Origin of the sequence: Streptomyces sp. TSRI0281 (assembly GCF_001905125.1) — a bacterium.
Lineage (GTDB): Bacteria > Actinomycetota > Actinomycetes > Streptomycetales > Streptomycetaceae > Streptomyces.
In genome coordinates, this window is record NZ_LWLE01000002.1 from 377,179 (window position 1) to 400,740 (window position 23,562).

22 protein-coding genes and 2 pseudogenes are annotated in these 23,562 nt (G+C 68.6%); 10 read left to right on the forward strand and 14 right to left on the reverse strand.

The genetic code is table 11. The features are described 5' to 3' along the window. The first annotated feature begins 56 nt into the window (after positions 1 to 56). Complete coding sequence (locus A6A29_RS08270; RefSeq protein ID WP_073719312.1) at positions 57 to 1,598, forward strand: amidase; 1,542 nt, start codon at positions 57 to 59, stop codon at positions 1,596 to 1,598. On the opposite strand, the gene A6A29_RS47480 is transcribed toward A6A29_RS08270, so the two are convergent. From A6A29_RS47480 to A6A29_RS45745, 3 genes are all read right to left on the reverse strand, one after another. Further along, positions 1,576 to 1,698, reverse strand: a complete 123-nt coding sequence (locus A6A29_RS47480) for a hypothetical protein (protein WP_274535792.1) — start codon at positions 1,696 to 1,698, stop codon at positions 1,576 to 1,578. The two genes, A6A29_RS08270 and A6A29_RS47480, sit on opposite strands and share 23 nt — an antisense overlap. Beyond that, positions 1,695 to 1,928: a hypothetical protein gene (locus A6A29_RS45740; protein ID WP_073719313.1), complete on the reverse strand. Its 234-nt coding sequence runs from the start codon at positions 1,926 to 1,928 to the stop codon at positions 1,695 to 1,697. The genes A6A29_RS47480 and A6A29_RS45740 overlap by 4 nt, the downstream gene beginning before the upstream one ends. 198 nt (positions 1,929 to 2,126) lie before the next feature. After that, positions 2,127 to 2,288, reverse strand: a complete 162-nt coding sequence (locus A6A29_RS45745) for a hypothetical protein (protein WP_198953022.1) — start codon at positions 2,286 to 2,288, stop codon at positions 2,127 to 2,129. 16 nt (positions 2,289 to 2,304) lie between these two features. On the opposite strand from A6A29_RS45745, the pseudogene A6A29_RS08280 reads away from it, so the two are divergent. Together A6A29_RS08280 and A6A29_RS08285 are read left to right on the forward strand one after the other, a co-directional pair. Continuing rightward, positions 2,305 to 2,499 (forward strand): annotated as a pseudogene (locus tag A6A29_RS08280) (response regulator transcription factor); the annotation flags it as partial. A gap of 104 nt (positions 2,500 to 2,603) precedes the next feature. Continuing rightward, complete coding sequence (locus A6A29_RS08285; RefSeq protein ID WP_073719314.1) at positions 2,604 to 4,826, forward strand: NADP-dependent isocitrate dehydrogenase; 2,223 nt, start codon at positions 2,604 to 2,606, stop codon at positions 4,824 to 4,826. A gap of 126 nt (positions 4,827 to 4,952) precedes the next feature. Here the strand turns inward: A6A29_RS08285 and A6A29_RS08290 are convergent, their stop codons facing one another. The 4 genes from A6A29_RS08290 to A6A29_RS08305 form a co-directional block, all read right to left on the reverse strand. Beyond that, the gene (locus tag A6A29_RS08290; RefSeq protein ID WP_073719315.1) at positions 4,953 to 6,140 is read right to left on the reverse strand and encodes an SPFH domain-containing protein; all 1,188 of its coding nucleotides are present in this window, start codon (positions 6,138 to 6,140) and stop codon (positions 4,953 to 4,955) included. A 38-nt stretch (positions 6,141 to 6,178) separates the two neighbouring features. After that, positions 6,179 to 6,406, reverse strand: coding sequence for a hypothetical protein (locus A6A29_RS08295; RefSeq protein WP_073719316.1), 228 nt, complete (start codon positions 6,404 to 6,406; stop codon positions 6,179 to 6,181). Between the two features lie 178 nt (positions 6,407 to 6,584). After that, positions 6,585 to 7,163, reverse strand: coding sequence for a COG4315 family predicted lipoprotein (locus tag A6A29_RS08300; RefSeq protein WP_073719317.1), 579 nt, complete (start codon positions 7,161 to 7,163; stop codon positions 6,585 to 6,587). A gap of 193 nt (positions 7,164 to 7,356) precedes the next feature. Then, positions 7,357 to 8,412, reverse strand: coding sequence for a lipoate--protein ligase family protein (locus A6A29_RS08305; RefSeq protein WP_073719371.1), 1,056 nt, complete (start codon positions 8,410 to 8,412; stop codon positions 7,357 to 7,359). A gap of 579 nt (positions 8,413 to 8,991) precedes the next feature. Here A6A29_RS08305 and A6A29_RS08310 point away from each other — a divergent pair. From A6A29_RS08310 to A6A29_RS08325, 4 genes are read left to right on the forward strand one after another with little or no spacing between them, the layout of a single operon-like run. Continuing rightward, on the forward strand, positions 8,992 to 9,441 hold the full coding sequence (locus A6A29_RS08310) for an SseB family protein (protein ID WP_385729723.1): 450 nt from the start codon (positions 8,992 to 8,994) through the stop codon (positions 9,439 to 9,441). Then, positions 9,438 to 10,085, forward strand: a complete 648-nt coding sequence (locus tag A6A29_RS08315) for a hypothetical protein (protein ID WP_073719319.1) — start codon at positions 9,438 to 9,440, stop codon at positions 10,083 to 10,085. The genes A6A29_RS08310 and A6A29_RS08315 overlap by 4 nt, the downstream gene beginning before the upstream one ends. Further along, positions 10,085 to 14,761, forward strand: a complete 4,677-nt coding sequence (locus tag A6A29_RS08320; RefSeq protein WP_073719320.1) for a putative T7SS-secreted protein — start codon at positions 10,085 to 10,087, stop codon at positions 14,759 to 14,761. The genes A6A29_RS08315 and A6A29_RS08320 overlap by 1 nt, the downstream gene beginning before the upstream one ends. Beyond that, entirely contained in the window at positions 14,761 to 15,243 is a 483-nt protein-coding gene (locus A6A29_RS08325; protein WP_158074374.1) for a barstar family protein, read from the forward strand. The genes A6A29_RS08320 and A6A29_RS08325 overlap by 1 nt, the downstream gene beginning before the upstream one ends. A gap of 358 nt (positions 15,244 to 15,601) precedes the next feature. Here the strand turns inward: A6A29_RS08325 and A6A29_RS08330 are convergent, their stop codons facing one another. Continuing rightward, the gene (locus tag A6A29_RS08330; RefSeq protein ID WP_241838378.1) at positions 15,602 to 16,534 is read right to left on the reverse strand and encodes an erythromycin esterase family protein; all 933 of its coding nucleotides are present in this window, start codon (positions 16,532 to 16,534) and stop codon (positions 15,602 to 15,604) included. Positions 16,535 to 16,863: 329 nt separating this feature from the next. Between A6A29_RS08330 and A6A29_RS08335 the strand changes: the two genes are divergently transcribed. After that, complete coding sequence (locus A6A29_RS08335; protein WP_073719322.1) at positions 16,864 to 17,322, forward strand: hypothetical protein; 459 nt, start codon at positions 16,864 to 16,866, stop codon at positions 17,320 to 17,322. A 181-nt stretch (positions 17,323 to 17,503) separates the two neighbouring features. Here the strand turns inward: A6A29_RS08335 and arsB are convergent, their stop codons facing one another. Further along, complete coding sequence (gene arsB, locus A6A29_RS08340; protein WP_073719323.1) at positions 17,504 to 18,595, reverse strand: ACR3 family arsenite efflux transporter; 1,092 nt, start codon at positions 18,593 to 18,595, stop codon at positions 17,504 to 17,506. Positions 18,596 to 18,659: 64 nt separating this feature from the next. Further along, positions 18,660 to 18,746, reverse strand: a pseudogene (locus A6A29_RS47950) (transcriptional regulator); the annotation flags it as partial. Positions 18,747 to 18,868: 122 nt separating this feature from the next. Between A6A29_RS47950 and A6A29_RS08345 the strand changes: the two are divergent. Together A6A29_RS08345 and A6A29_RS08350 are read left to right on the forward strand one after the other, a co-directional pair. Continuing rightward, on the forward strand, positions 18,869 to 19,282 hold the full coding sequence (locus A6A29_RS08345) for an arsenate reductase ArsC (RefSeq protein ID WP_073719324.1): 414 nt from the start codon (positions 18,869 to 18,871) through the stop codon (positions 19,280 to 19,282). Between the two features lie 143 nt (positions 19,283 to 19,425). Beyond that, positions 19,426 to 20,325 (forward strand): NAD(P)-dependent oxidoreductase, encoded by a 900-nt coding sequence (locus tag A6A29_RS08350; protein ID WP_073719325.1) that lies wholly within the window; start codon positions 19,426 to 19,428, stop codon positions 20,323 to 20,325. Positions 20,326 to 20,540: 215 nt separating this feature from the next. On the opposite strand, the gene A6A29_RS08355 is transcribed toward A6A29_RS08350, so the two are convergent. From A6A29_RS08355 to A6A29_RS08370, 4 genes are all read right to left on the reverse strand, one after another. Beyond that, positions 20,541 to 21,014 (reverse strand): carboxymuconolactone decarboxylase family protein, encoded by a 474-nt coding sequence (locus tag A6A29_RS08355; protein WP_073719326.1) that lies wholly within the window; start codon positions 21,012 to 21,014, stop codon positions 20,541 to 20,543. A gap of 127 nt (positions 21,015 to 21,141) precedes the next feature. Further along, on the reverse strand, positions 21,142 to 21,498 hold the full coding sequence (locus tag A6A29_RS08360; RefSeq protein ID WP_073719327.1) for an ArsR/SmtB family transcription factor: 357 nt from the start codon (positions 21,496 to 21,498) through the stop codon (positions 21,142 to 21,144). 218 nt (positions 21,499 to 21,716) lie between these two features. Further along, entirely contained in the window at positions 21,717 to 22,679 is a 963-nt protein-coding gene (locus tag A6A29_RS08365; RefSeq protein ID WP_073719328.1) for an electron transfer flavoprotein subunit alpha/FixB family protein, read from the reverse strand. An 83-nt stretch (positions 22,680 to 22,762) separates the two neighbouring features. Then, positions 22,763 to 23,548, reverse strand: a complete 786-nt coding sequence (locus A6A29_RS08370) for an electron transfer flavoprotein subunit beta/FixA family protein (RefSeq protein ID WP_073719329.1) — start codon at positions 23,546 to 23,548, stop codon at positions 22,763 to 22,765. Between the last annotated feature and the right edge of the window lie 14 nt (positions 23,549 to 23,562).

The following is a 23,562-nucleotide window of genomic DNA, read 5'->3' on the forward strand; positions in this document are numbered from 1 at the left end:
GCGGGCGGAACCGGGAGGACCGGTGGATCCGGCGGACACGAGGGAGGCGGCAGCCCATGTCCTCAACGGAACCCACGGACCGGACCGGACCGAGCACCCCGCCGGTACCGGCAGCGACAGCGGTGCCCGCACGCGCAGCGGCATCGGAACGGTCACCGGCACCCGCACCGCCCGGACTGGCCGACAGCGCACGGCAACTGGCCGACGGCCGCACCTCCTCCACCGCCCTCGTCGCGGCCGCCCTCGCCCGGATCGAGGCCACCCAGGGCACCCTCAACGCCTTCCGGCACCTCCGGGCCGAGGCCGCCCTCGCCGAAGCGGCCGAAGCCGACCGGCGGCTCGCGGCGGGCGAACGGCTGCCGCTGCTCGGCGTACCGGTCGCCGTCAAGGACGACACCGATGTCGCGGGCCTGCCCACCCACTTCGGCTGCGACGGGGACCTGCCCCCGGCAGCCTCCGACAGCGAGGCGGTCCGCAGGCTGCGCGCCGCCGGGGCCGTCATCGTCGGCAAGACCAACTCCTGCGAACTGGGCCAGTGGCCGTTCACCGAGGGCGCGGCCTTCGGCGCCACCCGGAATCCGTGGAACACCGGGCACACCCCGGGCGGTTCGTCCGGTGGCTCCGCGGCGGCCGTGGCCGCCGGACTCGTCCCCGCCGCGCTCGGCTCGGACGGAGCCGGCTCCGTCCGCATCCCCGCCGCGTGGACCCATCTCATCGGCATCAAACCGCAGCGCGGCCGGATCTCCACGCACCCCCACAGCGACGCCTTCCAGGGCCTCACCGTCAACGGCCCCCTGGCCCGTACCGTCGCCGATGCCGCCCTCCTCCTCGACGCGGTCGCCGGACCGCACCCGGACGACCCGCACCGCCCGCCCGCCGTCAGCGCCTCGGCCGCCGCCCTCCGCGACCCCGGCCGCCTGCGCATCGCGCTCGCCTGGCGGCCGCCGCTCACCCTCACCGGCGCCCGCCCGCACCCGGAGGTGCGCCGGGCCGTCACCGCACTCGCCGAGGCCCTCGCCCGCCTGGGCCACCATGTCGAGGAGGCCCGTCCCCGCTACGGGCTGATCGGCCTCGCCTTCGTCCCCCGCGCCACCACCGGGATCGCCGAATTCGCCGCCCGCCACCCCGACCCGGCCCTCCTGGACCCGCGCACCCGCAGCGCCCTGCGCACCGGCACCCGTCTCGGCGGCCGGGTCGTCCGGGCGGCCCGCGCCCGTGAAGTGCGCCAGCACCGCAGGATCGGCGCCCTCTTCGACGCGTCCGGGCGCGGGTTCGACGTACTGCTCACCCCGACCACCGCCGCCCCGCCGCCCCGCATCGGCGCCTTCGACCGGCTGAGCGCCTGGCGCACCGACCTCACGATGGCCGCGACCTGCCCGTACGCCTGGCCCTGGAACGTCCTGGGCTGGCCCGGCATCAACGTCCCGGCCGGGTTCACCCGCGACGGCCTGCCCCTCGGCGCCCAGCTCCTGGGGCCCTCCCGCAGCGAGGAGCGGCTGATCGCGCTCGCCGCCCAACTGGAGGACGACCGGCGCTGGTTCGAGCACCGGCCGCCCGCCCCCGCGGCCCTCGGGGTCACACCCGTCCGGGAACGCTGAGCAGCCCCGCCTCGACGCGCTCCACGGCGCAGATCGCGCCGAAGGCGATCAGATGGACCAGACAGTGATCGGTGAACGGCGGTACGCGCCAGGCGTTCACATCCTCCTCGGTGATCCGGTACGGGCCGCGAGCAGGGCCGGCCGGACACCGGGCCGGTCCGCCCGGTCCGGCAGCCCGCCGCCGGTCAGCGGCAGGGGCGTGACACCGTCCCAGCCCGCCACCGGCTCCCGTACGAACGCGGCGTCCTCGTCGCTGAGCAGCCCCGCCCCCAGCCGCGCCGCCGTGCGCAGCGCACCGAACGCCGTACCGATGGGCGTGCCGGCCGCCACCGCGGTTCCTCGCCCTCCGTTCCGAGCAGCGGCAGGCTCTCGCCGGGAAGCGGACTGGTGTCCACAGCGCGGGCCGGCGCACGGCCCGCCTCGCTGTCGAGGAGTCCGGAGACGTCGGCGCCCCCGGACACCGCGGTCTCGTCCAGCAGCGCGGACACGATCCGGTTGATGAAGTGGAACGCCGGCGGTCCCCACGAACTAGGGTGCCTCGCGGGCCGGGAAGGGCGGCGCCGCCCGCATGTCCCGGCCCCGGGCCAGCAGCCGCCGGTGCGCCGGTCCGGCGGGTTCGCCGCCCCGCGCGACGGTGTCGGCCGGCAGGGTGTTCCCTCCCGCGTGGAGCAGCAGGGTGTGGGCCTCCACGCGAGGTCACCGCGCTGCCGCCCGCGGTCTCACCAACGAGGAGATCGCCGTCCACATGGTGGTCAGCCCCTTCACCGCCAAGACCCGTATCAGCCGCGCGATGATCAAGCTCGGTGCCCGCGACCGGGCACAGCTCGTGGTCTTCGCGTACGCGTCCGGACTGGTGGAACCCCGGCGGTGGCCGGGCGAGGCCCAGGAATCCGGCCACTGAAGGGCCGGGGCGGGGAGAACGAGTGCGGGGGCCTTGTGGAGAGAGGAGCGGTCACGGGATATCTTGATGTCAAGCAATGTTGCAGACGTGGAGCGGAGCACCCGGTGACTGACTCGACCATCATCTATACGCACACCGACGAGGCCCCTGCCCTGGCGACCTATTCGTTCCTGCCCGTCGTCGAGGCCTACGCCTCGACCGCAGGGGTCACGGTGGAGAGCCGCGACATCTCCCTGGCGGGGCGGATCATCGCCGGCTTCCCGGAGCACCTCAAGGCCGAACAGCGTATCGATGACGCACTCGCCGAGCTCGGTGAGCTGGCCAGGACTCCCGGCGCGAACATCATCAAGCTGCCGAACATCTCGGCTTCGATCCCGCAGCTCAAGGCCGCGATCGCCGAACTCCAGGAGCAGGGCTACGCGCTTCCGGACTACCCGGACGACCCGCGGACCGACGAGGACAAGGACGTCCGCGCCCGTTACGACAAGGTCAAGGGCAGCGCGGTGAACCCCGTCCTGCGCGAGGGCAACTCCGACCGCCGCGCCCCCACCTCCGTCAAGAACTACGCCAAGGCGCACCCGCACCGCATGGGCGCCTGGTCCGCGGACTCGAAGACGAACGTCGCGACCATGGGTGTCGACGACTTCCGTTCCACCGAGAAGTCCGCCGTCATCGCCGAGGACGGTTCGCTGCGCATCGAGCTGGTGGGTGACGACGGCACCACCACCGTGCTGCGCGAGTCCGTCCCCGTCCTCGCGGGCGAGGTCGTGGACGCGGCCGTCATGCGCGTCGCCGCGCTGCGCGAGTTCTTCACCGCACAGGTCGCCCGCGCCAAGGCCGAGGGCGTGCTGTTCTCCGTGCACCTCAAGGCCACCATGATGAAGGTCTCCGACCCGATCATCTTCGGCCACGTGGTCCGCGCCTTCTTCCCGAACACCTTCGCCAAGTACGGTGAGGCGCTCGTCGCCGCCGGACTCAGCCCGAACGACGGCCTCGGCGCCATCCTCAAGGGCCTGGACTCCGTGCCCCACCTGGGCGCCGAGATCAAGGCGTCCTTCGAGGCCGAGCTCGCCGAGGGCCCGGCCCTCGCGATGGTCGACTCCGACAAGGGCATCACCAACCTCCACGTCCCCAGCGATGTCATCGTCGACGCCTCCATGCCGGCCATGATCCGCGCCTCCGGCCACATGTGGGGCCCGGACGGCGACGAGGCCGACACCCTCGCGGTCCTGCCGGACAGCAGCTACGCGGGCGTCTACCAGGTCGTCATCGACGACTGCCGCGCGCACGGCGCCTTCAACCCGTCGACCATGGGCTCCGTACCGAACGTCGGTCTGATGGCGCAGAAGGCCGAGGAGTACGGCAGCCACGACAAGACCTTCGAGATCCCCGCCACCGGTTCGGTGCGGGTCGTCGACACCAACGGCGACGTCGTGCTGGAGCAGGCCGTCGGCGCCGGTGACATCTTCCGGATGTGCCAGACCAAGGACCTGCCGATCCAGGACTGGGTCAAGCTCGCCGTCACCCGCGCCCGCGCGACCGGCAACCCGGCCGTGTTCTGGCTGGACGAGGGCCGCGCGCACGACGCCAACCTCATCGCCAAGGTCACCACCTACCTGGCCGACCACGACACCGACGGCCTCGACATCTCCATCAGGACGCCCGAGGACGCGACCGCGTACTCCCTGGAGCGCATCCGCCGCGGCGAGGACACCATCTCGGTCACCGGCAACGTGCTGCGTGACTACCTCACCGACCTGTTCCCCATCCTTGAGCTGGGCACCAGCGCGAAGATGCTCTCCGTCGTCCCGCTGATGAACGGTGGCGGACTGTTCGAGACCGGTGCCGGTGGCTCCGCGCCCAAGCACGTCCAGCAGCTCGTCAAGGAGAACTACCTGCGCTGGGACAGCCTGGGCGAGTTCCTCGCCCTCGCCGTCAGCTTCGAGCACCTGGCCACCACCACGGGCAACGCACGCGCCCAGGTCCTCGCCGACACCCTGGACCGGGCGACCGGCACCTTCCTCAACGAGGACAAGTCGCCCAGCCGCAAGCTCGGCGGGATCGACAACCGGGGCAGCCACTTCTACCTGGCGCTCTACTGGGCCCAGGAGCTGGCGGGCCAGACCGACGACGCCGCGCTCGCCGAGGCGTTCGCGCCGCTGGCCAAGACGCTGGCCGCGCAGGAGGAGACCATCGTCGCCGAGCTGATCGCGGTGCAGGGCTCGCCGGTCGACATCGGCAGCTACTACCAGCCCGACCCGGAGAAGGCCGCCGCGGTCATGCGCCCGTCCGCGACGTTCAACCAGGCGATCGCCAGCCTGGTCTGACCATCACGGCAACGGCCTTCCCGTTCCGCGCTTCCGCCCGGTCGGCCCTGTGCCGGCCGGGGCGGTCGTGTCGGGCGGGGTGGCCGTGCGGGACCGGGGCGGACGGGGGCGGCTGTTTCCGGCCGGTCACGGGTTCCCCGGGACGCGCAGGCTGCGCTTTCCGTCCACCGCCGGATCCTTCGTGTTGCGCAGCGAGTCGAGGATGGCCAGACCCTGGCCCACCAGCCCCGCCGCCATGCTGTTGACGCCATCGGTCCCGTTCAGCACGGTGAGACGGGCCCCGGCCATGCCGCGCGCCGCGGCGTCGGCGAGGGCGGGCAGGTTCTCCACGACCCGGTTGGCCGCGATGAGCTCCTGGTTCCCGTCGCGCAGCGAAAGGGCGCGGGCGGTGTTGGCATCCGCCTGCGCCTGCGCGAGAGTCCGTTCGGCGTAGGCACTGCCGTCCGCCGCGAACTTGGCCTGATCACGGGCGGCCTCGGCCAGCGTGCGCTGTCGGTACGCCTCGGCATCCGCCGGACGTCTGACCTCCGCTTCCAGGCGCTGCGCGGCCAGCTGGGCCTGCCGCTCGGCGAGTGCCGTCTGCTCCTCGATGACGTCGTGGGACGCCCTGGCCTGCGCCAGCGGACCCGCCTGCGCGGCACGGGCGTTGTACTGCTCCGTCTCGGCGAGGAACCCGGCCCGCTTGATGGCCGTGTCACGCTCGTACTCGGCCTTCAGCGCCGCCGCCTGCTGCTCACGCTCGCTGGCCTCCTGGTCGGCCCTCGCCTGCGCGATGCGCGCCTGGCTGGCGACCGCGGCCGCATGGGGGGCCGCGAGGTTGTTGATGTACCCGGTGGCGTCCTCGATCTCCTGGATCTGGAGCGCGTCCACCACGATGCCGAGCTTCTCCATCTCGCTGTGGCTGCCCGCCATCACTTCCTGGGCGACCCGGCTGCGTTCCCTGATGATCTGCTCGACGGTCAGTCCGCCCACGATGGAGCGGAGGTGCCCGGCGAAGATCCGGCCGACGAGTTCCTCCATCCGGTCCTGTTCCGAGAGGAAGCGCCGTGCCGCGTTGGCGATCGACACCGCGTCGTCCCCGACCTTGAACACACACACGGCGCGCACGCTCAGCCTGATGCCCTGCTGGGTGACGCAGTCCTCGGCGATCTCGGCCTCCCGCAGCGCCAGGGAGAGCATGCGGGCTTTCTGTTTCACCGGCAGTACGAAACTTCCATGGCCGGTGACGATCCGGAACTGTGTTTCCTGCGCCTGCCGCTTCGTACCGGAGATGAGCATGGCCTCATTGGGCGCGGGGACCTGCCAGAACAGCATGAGAGAACTCCTGCCGTGTTTCGTGGTTCATACAGGATTCAGGACGGCAACGGCTCGACGATCACCGAGCGTGCCGAGAGGGAGTCGACGACGATGACCCGTACGTCCCTGTCAAGAGTGGTCGCGGATTCGCACCAGGCCGCGTAGGTCTCCGAGCCGCCGCGTACGGCCACGAGCACTTCGCCCGGACCGTCCGGCGGGATCTGTACGGTCACCCGGCCGACCGCTCCGACCGGGCTCTGGGACGACTCGTCAGTTGAGCTCATGGGCCCTCACGAGGGATCGCGCTCCAATGAAGTCCACCGGCCACCGCCTCCGGCCCCGCACACATCGAGAACGGCCACGGCACACCAGCCGACGGCGACAATGCCCTCGATGCGTCCACGGTACTCCGCTCCGAAGGGGGCGGCGGGGGCGAAGGGACCGACCGGGGCGGCAAGGCGTTCAGTACCCGCCGCCGGTCGGCTGACCGCTGGTCGGCTGCCCGCTGGGCGATGCCGGACCCGTGATCTTCTTGCCGGCCGGATCGAGCACGTACCACGTGGCGCCGAACGCCGTGGAGCCCTGCCCCTTGGTGTCACCGGCCTTGGTGTCGCCCCCGAAGTAGTACAGGGGATGACCGTTGTACGTGACTTCCTTCTTGCCGTCGCCCCGTGTGGTGGTGCCCAGCAGGTCCGCCTTCGCCCCCTTTCCCGCGACCGGTTCGGCGGTCACGGTCACGGGCGGCCAGGCCGCGGCACAGGTGCCCGTACAGGTGGACTTGGTGGAGGTGTCGGCCTCGAAGAGGTACAGAGTGCGGCCGTCACCGTCGACCAGGAATGTGCCCAGCGCACCGGTGGCGGTCGCCACCTTCCCGGCAGCCGGCCCCGCCGATGCGGAGGCGGACGCGGACGCGGACAGTGAGGCGGAGGGAGAGGCGGAGGCGGACGATCCGCTGTTGTCTCCGCCACCGCAGCCGGTGGCTGCGGTGGCGAAGAAGGCGACCACAGCCACCGAGGCGGCCTTCACGATCATGCGTTTCATCCTGGCGTCTCCTCGACCCGGTGGCAATGGCCACAGCGGTACGTGGCCCGCACGACGCGGGCCACGACTCCCATGACGACGCGGAATCGCATCCGGCGCGCGCCGGGAGACGCCGTTCGGCCTACGCGGGCGCGAAGAGCGGGGGACGGAAGGGCGGGGGACGAGGGGCGCGGCGGGGTGATGACGGCAGGGGTTACGGCACCCGCGCCGTCCACTCCGCCGTACCGAACTTGGTGCCGACGAGTTCCTCGGCGCGCGCCATCTCCTCGCCGGTCACCTTGCCGGGGGTGAGCCCGTGCCGGTTGCGGAAGGAGTCGATCATGTTGTCGATGACGATCTCGCGCGGCAGCCCCGTCTGGCGGCGCAGCGGGTCGACGCGCTTCTTGGCGCTCTTGGTGCCCTTGTCGGAGAGCTTCTCCTTGCCGATCCGGAGCACTTCGAGCATCTTGTCGGCGTCGATGTCGTAGGACATGGTCACGTGGTGGAGCACCGCGCCCTCCCGGCCCACCACGCGCTTCTGCGCCGCGCCCGCGATCTTCCCGGCGTCCGTGGCGATGTCGTTCAACGGCTGGTACCAGGCCCGGATACCCATGTCGCCGAGTGCCCCGAGGACCCAGTCGTCGAGATAGGCGTAACTGTCGGCGAAGGAGAGTCCGGAGACGAGGGAGTCCGGCACGGAGAGCGAGTACGTGATGGTGTTGCCGGGCTCCACGAACATGGCGCCCCCGCCCGAGATCCGGCGCACGATGTCGACGCCGTGCCGCGCGGCGGCCTCCCGGTCGACCTCGTTGCGCAGGGACTGGAAGCTGCCGATGATCACCGCGGGGGAGGCCCATTCCCAGACCCGGAGAGTCGGCGGGCGGTGGCCTGCAGCGACCTCGGCGGTGATGACCTCGTCGAGGGCCATGTGCAGGGCGGGGGACTGGGGTGCTTCGCGGATGAGCTGCCAGTCGTAGTCGCTCCACTCGGTGGCCTGCGCCAGGGCCCGGCGCACGGCGACGGCGACGCCTTCCGTGGTCAGCCCGAGCATCACCGCGGACGCGGGCAGCGCGGCGTCGATCCGGGCGGCGAGACCTGCGGTGTCGGTGTTGGCCGGGGCACCTTCGAGGGCCGCGTCGATGGCGAGGATCGCCTCGTCGGGTTCCAGGAAGAAGTCCCCGGCCACCCGCACGTTGCGCAGCGCCCCACCCTCTACGTCCAGATCCACCACAACGAGCTTGCCGCCGGGGACCTTGTACTCACCGTGCACAGCCATGCCTCCAGTTCCGGCCGACCCGCCTCGGTGCGAATCGGCGCTGATCAGGCATAACGCCGCCACCGTACGGTTTAATCCGCTCATGTCACAGCTCTGGTCCTGCCGGTCATGATCAGCGTTCGCATGGTGTGGACGTGTTCCGATGACCTCGAACGAGGAGTGCGTGGTGATTCTTGAGCCTGCTGTGAGGGGTGCCTGACGTGCGGCCCTGCGAGTCCACGGTGGAAGCAACCGTATCGGCGATGATTTCGAGGCATCGTCCGGAGACGTGCCGACGCTCGGCAGACGCTTGCTCCGAGGCTCTGGCCCAGCCGTACGGCTCTGGTCACTGGGGTGATCACGAGGCGATTTCGGTAGCTCGGAAAGGGCCGAGGGGCTCAGCGGAGCATTTCCGAGGGGCGTGTCCACGGACCGGCCCTCTGCGCGCGTGGAGCTGGACATGGCTCGGTCCGTGACCTGCTGACCGATTTTGCTCGTTGCTCTTGGGAAGCGTGCCGTGACAGCATTTGACGCGTGTTCTATGACGGGGATGACAGAGCAGAGCCGCCTGCCCGGCGTTCAAGGATCGCCGACTTGGCCGATTGGCCTGCTGAAGAGGCGCGTTCAGCACGGCGTGAGGCACCGGCCCCGGTCCTGGCCTGTGCCATGACACCGGACGACGATCCGGTGGCTGCTCGGGATGAGTTTGCAGTGTTGCTGGGCGAGTTCCGGCGATCAGCGGTGCTGGTGCCACTGGATGTTGACGGGGATCTGTGGTCGGCGGAACAGAACGGGGTGCGCTGGATCTGTGCGTTCTCGGACGAGGAGGCGTTGGCCCGGTTCGCACAAGCCCGGGGGGATGCCGAGCGGGAGTGGGCGTACCGGGCGGCGCTGGGTGCGCGGTTGCTGGATGTGATGGTGCCGATGCTGCCGGGGCCTGCGGGGGTGGCGCTGGACGCGGGCAGTGACGACGGCATGGTGTTTCCCCCGGTGGCCGGCATCGTGCCGGATGCGGTTGCGGTGGATCTCAGGGGGATGCGATGAGCGGGGAGACACCTGATCTTGACGTACCGGCAGAGGCGCTGGCCGCGATTGCGAAAGGCATCGATCTGGCGCATGCGGAGTTGAAGGAACTCGGGTCCATCGGAGAGGCATCGACGGGTCGGGGATTCTCGGATCTCGCCTTGTCGGGGCTGGAGTTGGGACATGGTGGGCTGACTTCGGAGTTCGAGACATTCTGCAACCGCTGGGAGTGGGGCGTACGGGCCCTCACGCAGAAGGGCAACGGCTTCGCCCAGGGAGTCGGGCTGTCGGCGGGTTCCTTCGCCGAGCAGGAGCAGTACATCAAGGACTCGTTCAAGGTCGGCGTGAACTCCGTGAACGGAAATCCGCACCTGTCCGAGGACGACGTCAAGGCCATGAGCTGGGACACGATCAGCAAGCAGTCCACGTACGACAACCCGGACTGGAGCTGGGACTCGATGGCCGCGGCCAACGACGAGGTGGGCCAGACGTGGCGGGACACCACGTATGACGCGGAGGACGCACTGCTCGACTCGTGGGAGAACTCCGGGTTCATCTCCCCGGAGCGGCGCGATGCCTTGGACGAGACGCTGAAGGAGAAGCTCGATCCGTCGCAGGAGACCATCGAACAGGCTGAGCAGCCGCGGTGGGGGCAGGGCAACTGATGGTGGACTGGGGGAAGTTCGGCGGAGACCTCTACGACGGTGTCGGCAATCTCGTCGACAAGGGCAAGGAGATCGTCGGCGAGGGGATCGACAAGGGCACCGATGTACTCGGATCCGGTCTGGAGAAGGTCGGTGCCGACGAGTGGGCGGACAAGGTCGAGGACTGGGGCGATGAAACCGCCTCCTCGCTGGGGGCAGAGGTCGGGGAGCAGCAGCTCGGGCAGAGCGAGGAAGCGAACGAGCTGATCCACGGCAGGCCGGAGAAGATCGCCGCGGCGGTGAAGAACCTCCGCGACTTCCGACGCGCGTTCGACCTCGTCGGCGGCGGGATGAAGAAGCTCGACTCCGGCCGCTGGAAGGGTGTGGCCGCCGATGCCTTCCGGGCGAAGTTCGAGACCCTGCCCACCGACTGGCTGCGGGCGGCGGATGCGTTCGAGGACGCGGCAATCGCAATGGAGACATACGCCGGTACGGTCACCAGCGCACAGGCCAAGGCCGGCGAGGCGATCGCCCTCTACAAGGAGGGCAAGCACGACCACAAGACGGCCGCTGCCTCGTTCAGGGAGAAGGCGGAGGCGTACAACGCGGTCCGCAACACCGATCACCCGCTCCCGCATCCGGGGAAGTTCTCCGATCCTGGTGCGGCCAAGCGGCAGCGCGCACAGGAGATGCTGCAACATGCGCGGCGGGCCCGCAGCGAGGCCGCCGAAGCGGCCAAGGGGGCGATCACCGCTGCGATGGCGCACGCTCCGAAGGAGCCCACCGGCCTGGGCCGGGCCGAGCAGGACCTTTACGACTACGGGGTCGGCCAGGGTATCGAACTGGCCCACTTCGGTGGTGGCGTCATCAAGGGCACCGCGGGGTTGGTCAACTTCATCCGCTCGGTCAACCCCACCGACCTCTACAACCTGACGCATCCGGCCGAGTACTACAAAGGCGTCAACATGACGCTCGCCGGCCTCGTGTCCAGCGCGACCAACCCCGACCGGGCACTCAAGAATGCCTGGGAAGCCGCCAAGGGCGACCCATCCGAATTCATCGGCCGACTCGTCCCCGAACTGGCCGGCACAAAGGGCGGTGGCCTGATCAAGGGCGGCCTGCGGGCCGGGATGAAGGACCTCCTCAAGCGCCCCAAGGGCAAGAACCGTCACGAACACGGGAAGAACCCCGAGTCCAACGCCAAGAAGTGCAGCGAGGTCAAGTGCGCCGGAGACCCTGTCGACGTCGCGACCGGCCGCATGCTGCTCCCGCAGACCGACATCGTGCTACCGGGATCATTGCCTCTTGTCTTCGAGCGCGTCTTCGACTCCTCGCACCGAGTCGGGGGCTGGTTCGGTACCGGCTGGTCGAGCACGATCGACCAGTGCCTTGAGATCGACGCGGAAGGCGTGGTCTTCAGCTGCAACGAGGGCAGTCTGCTCGCCTATCCACACCCCGCGCCCGGCGTTCCTGTGATGCCTACGCATGGTCGGCGCTGGCCCCTGGACCGAGTGGACGACGGCTACACCGTCACCGATCCGGATACCGGCAGGGTCCGGCACTTCGTCGACCACCCCAACGGGGAGCTGGCGCTTCTGGCTCAGATCGACGACCGCAACGGCCGATGGATCACCTTCGAGTACGACGAGGCGGGCGCTCCGACCTCGATCGTGCACCACGGCGGCTACCACCTGAAACTCACCACGAACGAGGAAAGGATCACCGCTCTGCACCTGGCGGGCGCCGCGCCGGGCGGTTCCGACCAGGAAATCCTCCGCTACGACTACACCGACGGACACCTCACCGCTGTCACCAACTCCTCAGGCAAGCCCCTGAGCTTCGGCTGCGACGAGCTGGGCCGCATCACGTCGTGGACGGACACCAACGGCAGCCGGTACGAGTACGTCTACGACGAAGATGACCGCTGTGTGCACCAGACCGGCACCAACGGCCACCTCGAAGCCCACTTCACCTGGGACGAAACAGATCCCACCACCGGCCTGCGCATGACGTCCATGACAAACGGCCTCGGCCACACCACGCGTTACGTGATCAACGACCGCTCCCAGGTCGTTGCCGAGATCAACGCCCTGGGAGCGGTCACCCGCTTCGAGTACGACCGGTGCCATCGCCTGCTGTCCCGCACGAACCCCCTGGGCCGAGTCGGCCGCTACACGTACGACGAAGCCGGCCGCCTCACCGTGGTGGAACGGCCCGACGGCCGTCAGTCACGCACTGAGTACAACGAACTCGGGCTCCCGGTCCGGATCGTCGGCACCGACGGCAATATCACGCGTCAGACGTTCGATGCCTGCGGCAACCGGACATCCGTGACGGAGCCGTCCGCAGTATCCACCCACTTCACCTATGACGAGACCGGCAACCTCACCTCCATCACCGACCTGCTCGGGCACACCTCGACGGTCGTCTCCGACGAGGCCGGTCTCCCCGTGGCCATCACGGATCCCCAGGGGGCGACAACGCGCTATGAGCGCGACGCCTTCGGCCGACCCGTATCGATCAGCGACCCGCTGGGTGCCGTCACGCGCCTTGAGTGGACGGTCGAGGGTGAGCTCTCCCGCCGTACCGAGGGGGACGGCAGCGAGCAAACATGGACAATCGATGGTGAGGGCAACTGCGTCCGCCACGTCGACGCCATGGGTGGGGCCACGACCTTCGAGTACACGGACTTCGATCTCTTGACTGCCCGCACAGGGCCGGACGGTGTCCGCTACGAGTTCAGCCACGACACCAGTCTCAACCTCACGCGGGTCACCAACCCCCAGGGGCTGAACTGGGATTATGAGTATGACCCGGTCGGCCAGGTCACGTCCGAGACCGACTTCGACGAGCGGACGATGACGTATGAGAGGGACGAGGCAGGGCGGCTCATCTCCCGGACGAACGCGCTCGGCCAAGCCATCCGCTACGAGCGGGACGAGTTGGACCGCGTTGTCCGTAAGGACGCTGCGGGGGCCGTGACGACATTCGCCTACGACTTCGCCGACCAACTGGCGGAAGCGGTCAAGTCGGACTCCGCGATTTCACGCCTCCGCGACCGATATGGCCACCTCAAGTCCGAAACCGTCAATGGCCGGACGACGACATTCGCGTACGACGAGCTCGGCCGCCGAACCGGCCGGACGACTCCGACGGGGGCGGTCAGCACCTGGACCTACGACCTGGTCGGCTGCCGCACCTCCCTGACCGCGTCCGGCCGTACCATGGCCTTCGACTACGACGCGGTCGGCCAGGAGGTCGCCCGCCGGATCGGCGACGCCGTTGCGTTGTCGTCCCGGTACGACCACATGGGCCGTCTCACCACCCAACATGTCACCGGAGCGGGTCACAGCATCCAGCGCCGCGACTACACGTACCGCGCGGACGGCAATCTGGTGGGCGTGGACGACCAGCTCGCGGGCGCCAAGACCTTCGACCTGGACCCGACCGGCCGGGTCACCGCCGTTCACGCGGCAGGCTGGACCGAGCGGTACGCCTACGACGAGGCGGGAAACCAGACGGACGCCTCCTGGCCGTCGACCCACCCTGGCCAGGAGGCTGCGGGCTCCCGCGACTACGCCCGCACGAACATCGCACGCGCGGGTAGGACTCACTACGAACACGACGCATTGGGCCGCATCACTCTGCGCCGGAAGACCCGCCTATCCCACAAGCCGGACACCTGGCGCTACGAGTGGGATGCCGAAGACCGATTGTGTTCGGTGACTACCCCCGGTGGCGTGGTTTGGCGCTATGCCTACGACGCCCTCGGCCGCCGAAGCTCCAAGCAACGCCTCGCCTCCGACGGCGCGACGGTCCTCGAACAAGTCACGTTCACCTGGGATGGCACAACTCTCTGCGAACAGACAACAGAGTCACCGGACGTTCCTCACTCGGTAGTGCTCACCTGGGACCACAAGGGTCTGCAGCCTCTCATTCAAAGGGAACGCCTCCTGGACCGCGGAGCACCCCAGGAGGCCATCAACTCCCGCTTCTTCAGCATCATCACCGACCTGGTAGGCACCCCTACAGAACTGATCGACGAATCGGGCACACTGGCCTGGCATACCCGCACCACTCTCTGGGGCACCACAACTTGGGCATCCACCAGCACGACGTACACGCCCCTTCGATTTCCCGGCCAGTATTTCGACCCGGAAACGGGTCTGCACTACAACTACTTCCGCTACTACGAACCCGAAACTGCCCGCTATCTCAGCCATGACCCCTTGGGACTCGCCCCAGCGCCCAACTCGGCGGCGTATATCCTCAATCCTCACACCTGGGTTGATCCCATGGGTCTTTCGGGCTGCACAGAATTCAAGCCGGGAGCAACTCTGGGGGATGTTGACAACGTTCAAGGATGGTCCCCGAAATCTATTCCTGAAGAGTCCATGCAAGTCCTTCGAGACATGGAGAAGTACAACTTCGGCTGGTGGGGCGGGCCAGGTTTTCACGGTCCGAAGTGGTGGACCGAAACATTCGAAAATAATGGCAGAAATGGCGGATACCAACTTCCCACCCATGAGCCCTCAGGCAAGCCGATCACGTATCAAGAATATGGGAGCTATCCATCACCGGACAATCCTAAGCCAGGCGGCGAGCGCTGGGTGTTCGGCAGTGATGGGTCCGCCTACTACACTCCGACTCACTATCAGACGTACATCGTGGGCAGAAGTCCCGGATGGGTGGAGTGATGAAAGAAGAAGCGCGGGCAATCCGTGTCGCCCCATGGATGCACATCATCACGGCAGGCGGCGGTCTGCCTCTCGATGAACTCCTGCCCGCGTCGGGTAGTGTTTACGTGGCGCGTCTAAATGGCCACGATATGCCCGACGAGGTGTCGGTATTTCAGCAGTTTTCGGAAAGGCTGAAATTTCCTGAATACTTTGGATGGAACTGGAATGCCCTCTACGATTGCCTTCGCGATCTCCAATGGCTTTCATCGGATTATCATATCCTGATCATTGAATCCACCGAGAGTGTCCTTTCCGGGGATGGTGGGGCTCGCGAGGAGTTTTTCAGGTCGCTATGGCGCGCTGGTCAACGGTGGTCCTACACCAAGCGGCCCGAGGGTGTGACGCTCAGCAAGTTCTCCGTTGTTCTGTCATGTGACGAGGGGTCCGCGTCCCGCCTCGCGGGACGCCTCGGAGAATTTCAGGACCAATCCCGTGCCTGAAAGGACGTCTCACGTGGCGAGTTTCGCTTGATTTCTTTAGCGCGTGAGGGCTCCGGTCGGGCTTGGGAAGGCGAGGAAGTGACTGCCTTTTCGTTCTCGCACGATGGGGCGGAGGTGGCTGAAGAGCCAGGTGACCGTTCGATCTTCCGGTGGTACGGCCGGGTTCGTCTGCGGCCGGTTTTCTTGTGCTATATCACGCTGCTCATCGACCGTTCCTTCTACTGCGCACGACCTGGTCGAGCGCAGCGAGAACGGGCCGGTACCCGTCCGAGGTGATCTTCCACATGATCACGTCCGGCGGTGGGGCCACGGCACGAGGGCCGTTCGTCGTCACGGCCGCATCCCTGTGCCGCCCTACTCAAGGAGGCGCGCGGGCGTGACCACTCGGGAGTGGAGGACGACGTCGAACCAGTCGGCCAACGACCCACCAGAAAGACGGTAGGCGGCGTTGTCGGCCGGGTCGTAGACGGGACCGCACCACGCGCGTCCTGGCCGGGGCGTCGAGCCATGCCCGTGCGGCGGCGGGGCCTTCACCGCGCAGGTCCAGGACATAGGCGTCCAGACCGGCGCTGCCCAGGACGGCGTCGGCGAACTCCGCGGGTGGAGCGGGAATGGGGTAGGGAGCCATGCCGTGGTGGAACGTCAGGCCGATGCTCAGGTAACCCGATCCGAAGTACTCGCGCATATGGCTGCCCGCGTTCCGGTGTGTCACCGGCGGCGACGTGGGGTAGGTGGTGCGCGCGTCGCCGTTGGCGGTATGGGCGAGGCCGCCCAAGTAGACGATTCTGTCGCCGGAATGTTCGTGCCACCGCCTCACGCTCTCGGTCAAGTCCCGGTCGATTGCGGCGTGATCGTCCGGCCGGGGTGTCCCGGAGCTGCCGAGGTCTTCGGTGAACCGGACCGGGGCATCGGGGTTGCGTCGGTTGTAGGAGCGCATCCATCGGACGAGGTCGAGCATCTCCTCGGTCCGCCAGAACGTCCGTGCGCCGGACAGTGATGCCTCCGGGTTTCCCGTACCGCTTCCGATGTACTCGCCGAGTCCGATCCTCGCCGCGTCGTCGCCTTCCAAAGCCAGTGAGCGGAACCCCAGGTCCTCGACGAGGAGCCGGACGGTCCTGTGTGCGAGAGCGGACAGTTCGTGGGACTGGCGGGTCATGGCACCGATGGCGACGATCTCGGCGTCACCGATGAGGCCGGCCAGAGGCGAGAGATCAGTCAAGGGCGCCTCCGGATCCAGAGTGGTGAGAGGGTGGGCGTGCTGCCTGATCCACTGGGTCACTGTCTCGCTCATCACGAGGGCTCCTCGATCGGCATGATCCGTTCCGGACGCGGCCAACGCCGCCTGAGGAGCAGCCTCATACGTGAACCACGGCTGAGGCCAAACGGTCTCGTCGGGAAGGTCCGGCCGGTCGCCGAGTGCCCTCGCAGGGAGACCGGACCGACTCGCGGCACCAGGCGGGCGCCATGTGCCCGCAGGTGCTCCGCACCAGGCGGGCGCCATGTGCGGAGCACCTGCGGAGCAACGGTCGGCGCACCTGTCGCAGACGCCTGTCAGAGGCACCTGTCAGGATCGGTGTGTCACAGACACCGGGAGAGCTGCCATCGCGGGGAGGAAGCCAGGTGACGGAGACGGCTGACGGGGATGACGGACCGTCGGGTGAGGGCGGGGACCGGTCCGTGGTGGGACATGTTCCGACAGCGGCATCGTTGCTCGCGGCGGCCGGGAAGTCGGCCGTCGTCGGTCCTCTGGCGGTGATCGTTTCGTACGTCGACGCGCGGATGGTCCGGGCGAGCACAGGGGAGTTCGGGTGGCTGTTCGGCACCGAGTTCTGGCTCATGGTGCTGATACTCGCCGGGCTGCGCGTCCAGGGCTGGACCGAGGACGACGACCGCTGGGTGGGCGGGTTCGTGCTGGGGGTCCTCGTCGCGGGGCTCGTAGCGGGTCCGCTCCTCCTGTTCCACGGAGCCCTCGTCGCGCTGGGGGCGGTGCCCGGCGTGGTCCTGGTGGTGGCATGGGGATGGGCGGTGGCCCGGACATGCGGATTCGAACCCAACCGCTGGGGACGACAGGGTCGTTGACGTCCCAGGGCCGCAGTTGCCCGCCCGTCGGCTGCCGTGATTGTCGCCCTCGCCCGTGCCTTTGCGTGCGCCCCCGCCGCGAGGGCGCACGCGTTCTACGTGTCCAGCGGCTCGGTGATCCCGCGAGCCGCACCTCGGGCCGGCCGGCCGACGCCGATCACCACCACCCGCGGGTGCGGTGTCATGAACCCAAGGGTGCCGGGGTGAACTTCTTGCGCCAGGCGAGGGACACGTACACCAGCGCGATCAGGACCGGGACCTCGATCAGCGGCCCGACCACGCCGGAGAGCGCCTGGCCGGAGGTGACGCCGAAGGTGGCGATGGCGACCGCGATGGCGAGTTCGAAGTTGTTCCCGGCGGCGGTGAACGCGAGCGTCGCGGTGCGGGCGTAGGCGAGACCGATCGCCTTGCCGAGGAAGAAGGTGCCGACGAACATGATCGCGAAGTACACGAGCAACGGCAGCGCGATGCGGACGACGTCCAGCGGCTGGGAGGTGATCGTTCTGCCCTGGAGCGCGAAGAGGATGACGACTGTGAAGAGCAGGCCGTAGAGCGTCCAGGGGCCGATCTTCGGCAGGAACCTCGCCTCGTACGGTTCGCGGCCCATCCTCTTCTCGCCGATGCGGCGGGTGAGGAAGCCGGCGACCAGGGGCACACCGAGGAAGATGACGACGTTCAGCGCGATCTTCCCCATCGAGATGTCGAGGCGCTGCCCGTCACCCAGGCCGAGCCAGCCGGGCAGCAGGTCGAGGTAGAGCCAGCCGAGCAGGCCGAACGCGACGACCTGGAAGACGGAGTTGAGGGCGACGAGGACGGCGGCGGCTTCGCAGTCGCCGCAGGCGAGGTCGTTCCAGATGATGACCATCGCGATGCAGCGCGCCAGGCCGACGATGATCAGGCCCGTGCGGTAGTCGGGCAGGTCGGGAAGGAAGATCCAGGCCAGCGCGAACATGATGGCCGGGCCGATGATCCAGTTGATGACCAGCGAGGAGATCATGAGCTTGCGGTCGCCGGTGACGGCGTCGAGCTTGTCGTAGCGGACCTTGGCCAGGACCGGGTACATCATGATCAGCAGCCCGACCGCGATGGGCAGGGAAATGCCGCCGATCTCCACCTTCGCCAGTGCGTCGTTCAGGCCGGGGACGAGCCGTCCCAGGCCGAGGCCGAGGGCCATGGCCAGGAGGATCCAGACGGCGCGGAAACGGTCGAGCGTCGACAGCTTTCGGACGACCGGTGTATCCGTGCTGGTCGCGGGTGCTTGCGCGGCGGTCACGGACAGGCCCTCTTGTTCTCGGCTGCGGTACGGGCGGACTCGGCCGGCTCGGCGAACTGGCCCGCAGCGTCTCGCGGGCGAGCAGGGTCACGATCCGGAGCCGGAGTGGATCGCCCAGCACCCGCATCAGTTCAGTGTCGACTGACGTCATCGTGGGCTGGTGCTCTCACATCGCTGGGGGCTGATGTCGCTGGCTGCTGATATCGCTTGCTCCTGATGCATTCGCTTCGTTTGGTTCGTTCGCTTCGTTCGTGAGACAAGAGAGACCTCCTGATGTCCGAGAAGCCCTCTGTGCTCTTCGTCTGTGTCCACAACGCCGGCCGTTCCCAGATGGCCGCCGCGTGGCTGTACCACCTCGCCGGGGACCGCGTGGAGGTCCGCTCCGCCGGATCCGACCCCGGCGACGCGGTCAACCCCGCGGCCGTCGAGGTCATGGCGGAAGTCGGCATCGACATCTCCGCCGAGATCCCGAAGGCCCTCACCGTCGACGCCGTCAAGGAGTCGGACGTCTGCGTCACGATGGGGTGCGGCGACACCTGCCCGGTCTTTCCCGGCGAGCGCTACCTCGACTGGCAGCTGGAGGACCCGGCCGGGCAGGGCGTCGCGGCCGTGCGGCCCATTCGTGACGAGATCAAGGCCCTGGTCGAGGGTCTGATCCAGGAGATCGCGCCGGAGCCGTCCAGGTGAGTGCCGGGACGGGCCGGCGGAACGGTGGCCGAAGTCTCGCTTGACCTCAACTGCGGTTGGGTTTCTAGCGTGTTGTTCCACCGCAGAAGCGGTGGCGGCACCGGTCGGGGGCCGGGCCGCCACAACCGGAGAGAGGGCAACTGATGACGACTGGCTCGCAGAACACCGATGCCCGGCCGAACGTGACCGTGATCGGCCTGGGCGAGATGGGGTCAGCCCTCGCCGGCGCTTTTCTGGCCGGCGGGCGCCGCACCACCGTGTGGAACCGTACGCCGGAGAAGGCCGACCCCGTGGTCGCCGCGGGAGCCGTGCGGACCGGGACCGTACGGGACGCCGTCGCGGCGAGCCCGCTCGTGGTCGTCAGCGTGCAGGGCAATGCCGCAGCCCGCGAGGTTCTGGAAACGGCGGGGGACGTGCTGGCGGGCCGCGCCGTGGTCAACCTCACGGACGGGACATCGGACGAGGCCAGGGCCGTGGCGGAGTGGGTCGAGGGTCAGGGCGCGCGGTACCTCCATGGGCAGATCATGACGATCGCTCCGGGCATCGGAGGCGCGGACACGGTGATCTTCTACGGCGGTTCCGGCGCGGTGTTCGACCGCTGGCGGCCGACGATCGGGCTGCTCGGCGGCCGGAGCACCCTGGTCTCGGCGGACGCCGGTGTACCGACGCTGTACGGGATGGCCGTGCACAGCACCATGTGGGGCACGCTCAACGGATTCCTGCACGCTGCCGCCCTGTTGACCAGCGAGGGCATCGAGGTGAAACGGTTCCTGGACGACGCCGGGCCGTCCGTCGCCGCGCTTCTGGCATCCTTCCCGGTGCTCGCCGACGAGGTGGATCGCGGTACGTACGCGACGAAGTTCGGGTCGCTCCAGCACCACCGGCCCTCCGTCGAGGACCTGGTCCGCGAAAGCAGGGCGCGGCACATCGACACCGTATTCCCCAGCTACACGCTCAGCCTCGTGGAGCGGGCCCTCGCGGACGGTCACGCCGACGACAGCTACTCACGTCTGATCGAACACTTCAGGAAGCCGCGGCCCTGATTCCGAACGGTCCGGCCAACTGGACTCGCCCATCGAGGGGTTGACCCGGCACCGGCACCGACCCCGGACGAGGCGCCCCGCGACCGCGAGCCGACGCTCCTGGCCGTCGTCCGCAGCACGCGCATCACCACTGCGGCACAGCCGCCCCTCCAGCAGCCCCTGGGGCCACGGATCTGACACCGTGGCCCCAGGGGCCCACCACGCCGCAGCCGCGGTCAGCCGAACTGGCCCGGCTGGTAGTCGCCGGCCGGCTGCTGGACGATGACGTTCAGCCGGTTGAAGGCGTTGATGAGGGCGATGAGCGCCACCAGGGCGGCCAGTTGGTCCTCGTCGTAGTGCTTGGCGGCGTTCGCCCAGGCTTCGTCGGTGACTCCACCGGCGGCGTCGGCGATGCGGGTGCCCTGCTCGGTCAGTTCCAGGGCGGCCCGCTCGGCCTCGGTGAAGACCTTGGCCTCCCGCCAGACTGCGATCAGGTTGAGGCGCACCGACTCCTCACCGGCGTGGGTGGCGTCCTTGGTGTGCATGTCGGTGCAGAATCCGCAGCCGTTGATCTGGCTGGCGCGGATCTTCACCAGCTCCTGCGTCACGGCCGGCAGCGTCGAGTCCGTCACGGCCTTGCCCGCCGAGACGATGTGCTTCGTGAGTTTGGCGGCGACGGGGTTGCCGAGGAGGTTGAGACGGGCGTTCATGGTGATCTCCTTGCCGTTTCGACGGTTACACAGACATGACGAAACGGCCCCGCCGAATGTGACAACGGGACGGGCCGCACGAGGGTGACGTGCCTCTCGTGCGGGCGGGAGTGTCGGGCGGGAGTCTTCAGCGCTGTGACGCCAGCTTCTGTCCCATGGCGGCGAGCACGGACGGCTCGACGCGGTAGTAGACCCAGGTACCGCGTCGTTCCGAGGAGAGCAGCCCGGCCTCTTTGAGCTTCTTGAGGTGGTGGGAGACGGTCGGCTGGGAGACGCCCACATCGGAGATGTCGCATACGCACGCCTCGCCGCCGTCGTGCGAGGCGACCAGTGAGAACAGCCGCAGCCGCACCGGGTCGCCCAGCGCCTTGAACATCGCGGCCGTGCGTACGGCCTCCTCGGCGGTCAGGGCCCGCTCGGTCAGGGGCGGGCAGCACGGAACGACCTCGGACTCCGTCAGCGGCGACACCTTTGCATTCGACATGTGTCTATGTTGACACATGTCGAAGCAGAGGGGCCGGTGAGAACGCGGGTCCGCCGAGCACGCGGATACCGCCGTCCTGCCCGCCGCGTGTCCCTCCATGGTGTCCGGTAATGGTCCGGGGCCGCGCGGTGGGTTTCACCGTGCGGCCCCGGGGGGTGGTGCGCCTGCGTGCTGTGTTGCGCGCCGTGTCTTGCGTGCTGTGCTGTGTGGTGTGGGGGTCAGCCCTTGCGGGTGTTGATCTCTTCGGTGAGCTGGGGGACGACGTCGAAGAGGTCGCCGACGACGCCGTAGTCGACGAGGTCGAAGATCGGGGCCTCGGCGTCCTTGTTGATTGCGACGATCGTCTTGGACGTCTGCATCCCGGCCCGGTGCTGGATCGCGCCGGAGATCCCGGATGCGATGTACAGCTGCGGGGAGACCGACTTGCCGGTCTGCCCGACCTGGCTGGAGTGCGGGTACCACCCGGCGTCGACCGCGGCACGCGAGGCACCGACCGCCGCGCCCAGGGAGTCCGCGAGCGCCTCGATCAGCGGGAAGTTCTCCGCACCGTTGACCCCGCGCCCGCCCGACACCACGATCGCGGCCTCGGTGAGCTCCGGACGGCCCGTCGACTCACGCGGCGTACGCGACACGACCCGCGCCACGTTCTCCGTACCCGAGAAGACCACCGCCAGGTCCTCCAGAGCACCCGCGGCCGCGGCCGGCTCCACCGGCGCCGAGTTCGGCTTCACCGTGATCACCGCGACACCCCGCACCACCCGCGACCGCGTCGTGAACGACGCCGCGAACGCGGACTGCGTCGCGACGGGACCCGACTCGCCCGCCTCCACATCCACCGCGTCCGTGATGATCCCCGAACCCGTCCGCACCGCCAGACGCGCCGCGATCTCCTTCGTCTCCGCGGAGGACGGAAGCAGCACCGCGACCGGCGACACCGCGTCGAACGCCGCCCGCAGCGCATCGACCTTCGGCACCACCAGATACTCCGCGAACTCCGGCCCCTCCACCGCCAGCACCCGCACCGCACCGTGCCCGGCCAGTACACCGGCCGTCTCCCGCGCACCGGCACCCACCGCGACAGCCACCGGATCACCCAGACGCCGCGCCAGCGTCAACAGCTCCAGCGTGGGCTTGCGGACAGCACCGTCCACATGATCGACATAGACAAGAACTTCAGCCATGGGACTTCAATCTCCTGCGAAACGAAACGAAAAGGGGAAACGACGACGAACCGAACGGAACAGCGGACCCGGAAACGCGGGCCTCAGATGAACTTCTGGCCCGCGAGGAACTCGGCCAGCCGCCTGCCGCCCTCGCCCTCGTCCTTCACGATCGTGCCCGCCGTACGCGCCGGACGCTCGGCCACCGCGTCCACCACCGTCCACGCACCCGCCAGACCGACCTCACCCGCACCGATCCCCAGATCATCCAGATCCAGCGACTCGACCGGCTTCTTCTTCGCCGCCATGATCCCCTTGAACGACGGATACCGCGCCTCGCCCGACTGGTCCGTCACCGACACCACCGCCGGCAACGACGCCTCCAGCACCTCACTGGCCGTGTCACCGTCCCGGCGCCCCGTCACCACACCACCGGCCACCGACACCTCCGACAGCAACGACACCTGAGCCACCCCCAGCCGCTCCGCGAGCAACGCCGGCAGCACACCCATCGTGCCGTCCGTCGACGCCATCCCGCAGATCACCAGATCGAACCCGGCACCCCCGACCGCCTTCGCCAGCACCAACGACGTCCCCATCGCATCCGAACCGTGCAGACCCTCGTCCTCCACATGAACAGCCTTGTCCGCACCCATCGACAACGCCTTGCGCAACGCGTCCTTCGCGTCCTCGGGACCCACCGTCAGCACGGTCACCTCAGCCCCGTCCACCCCGTCCGCGATCCGCAACGCCTGCTCGACCGCATACTCGTCCAGCTCCGACAACAGACCATCGACATCCTCACGGTCCACCGTCAGGTCATCGGCGAAACGCCGGTCACCGGTCGCGTCGGGCACATACTTCACACAGACAACGATCCTCAAGCTCACGCCGGCTCTCCTAC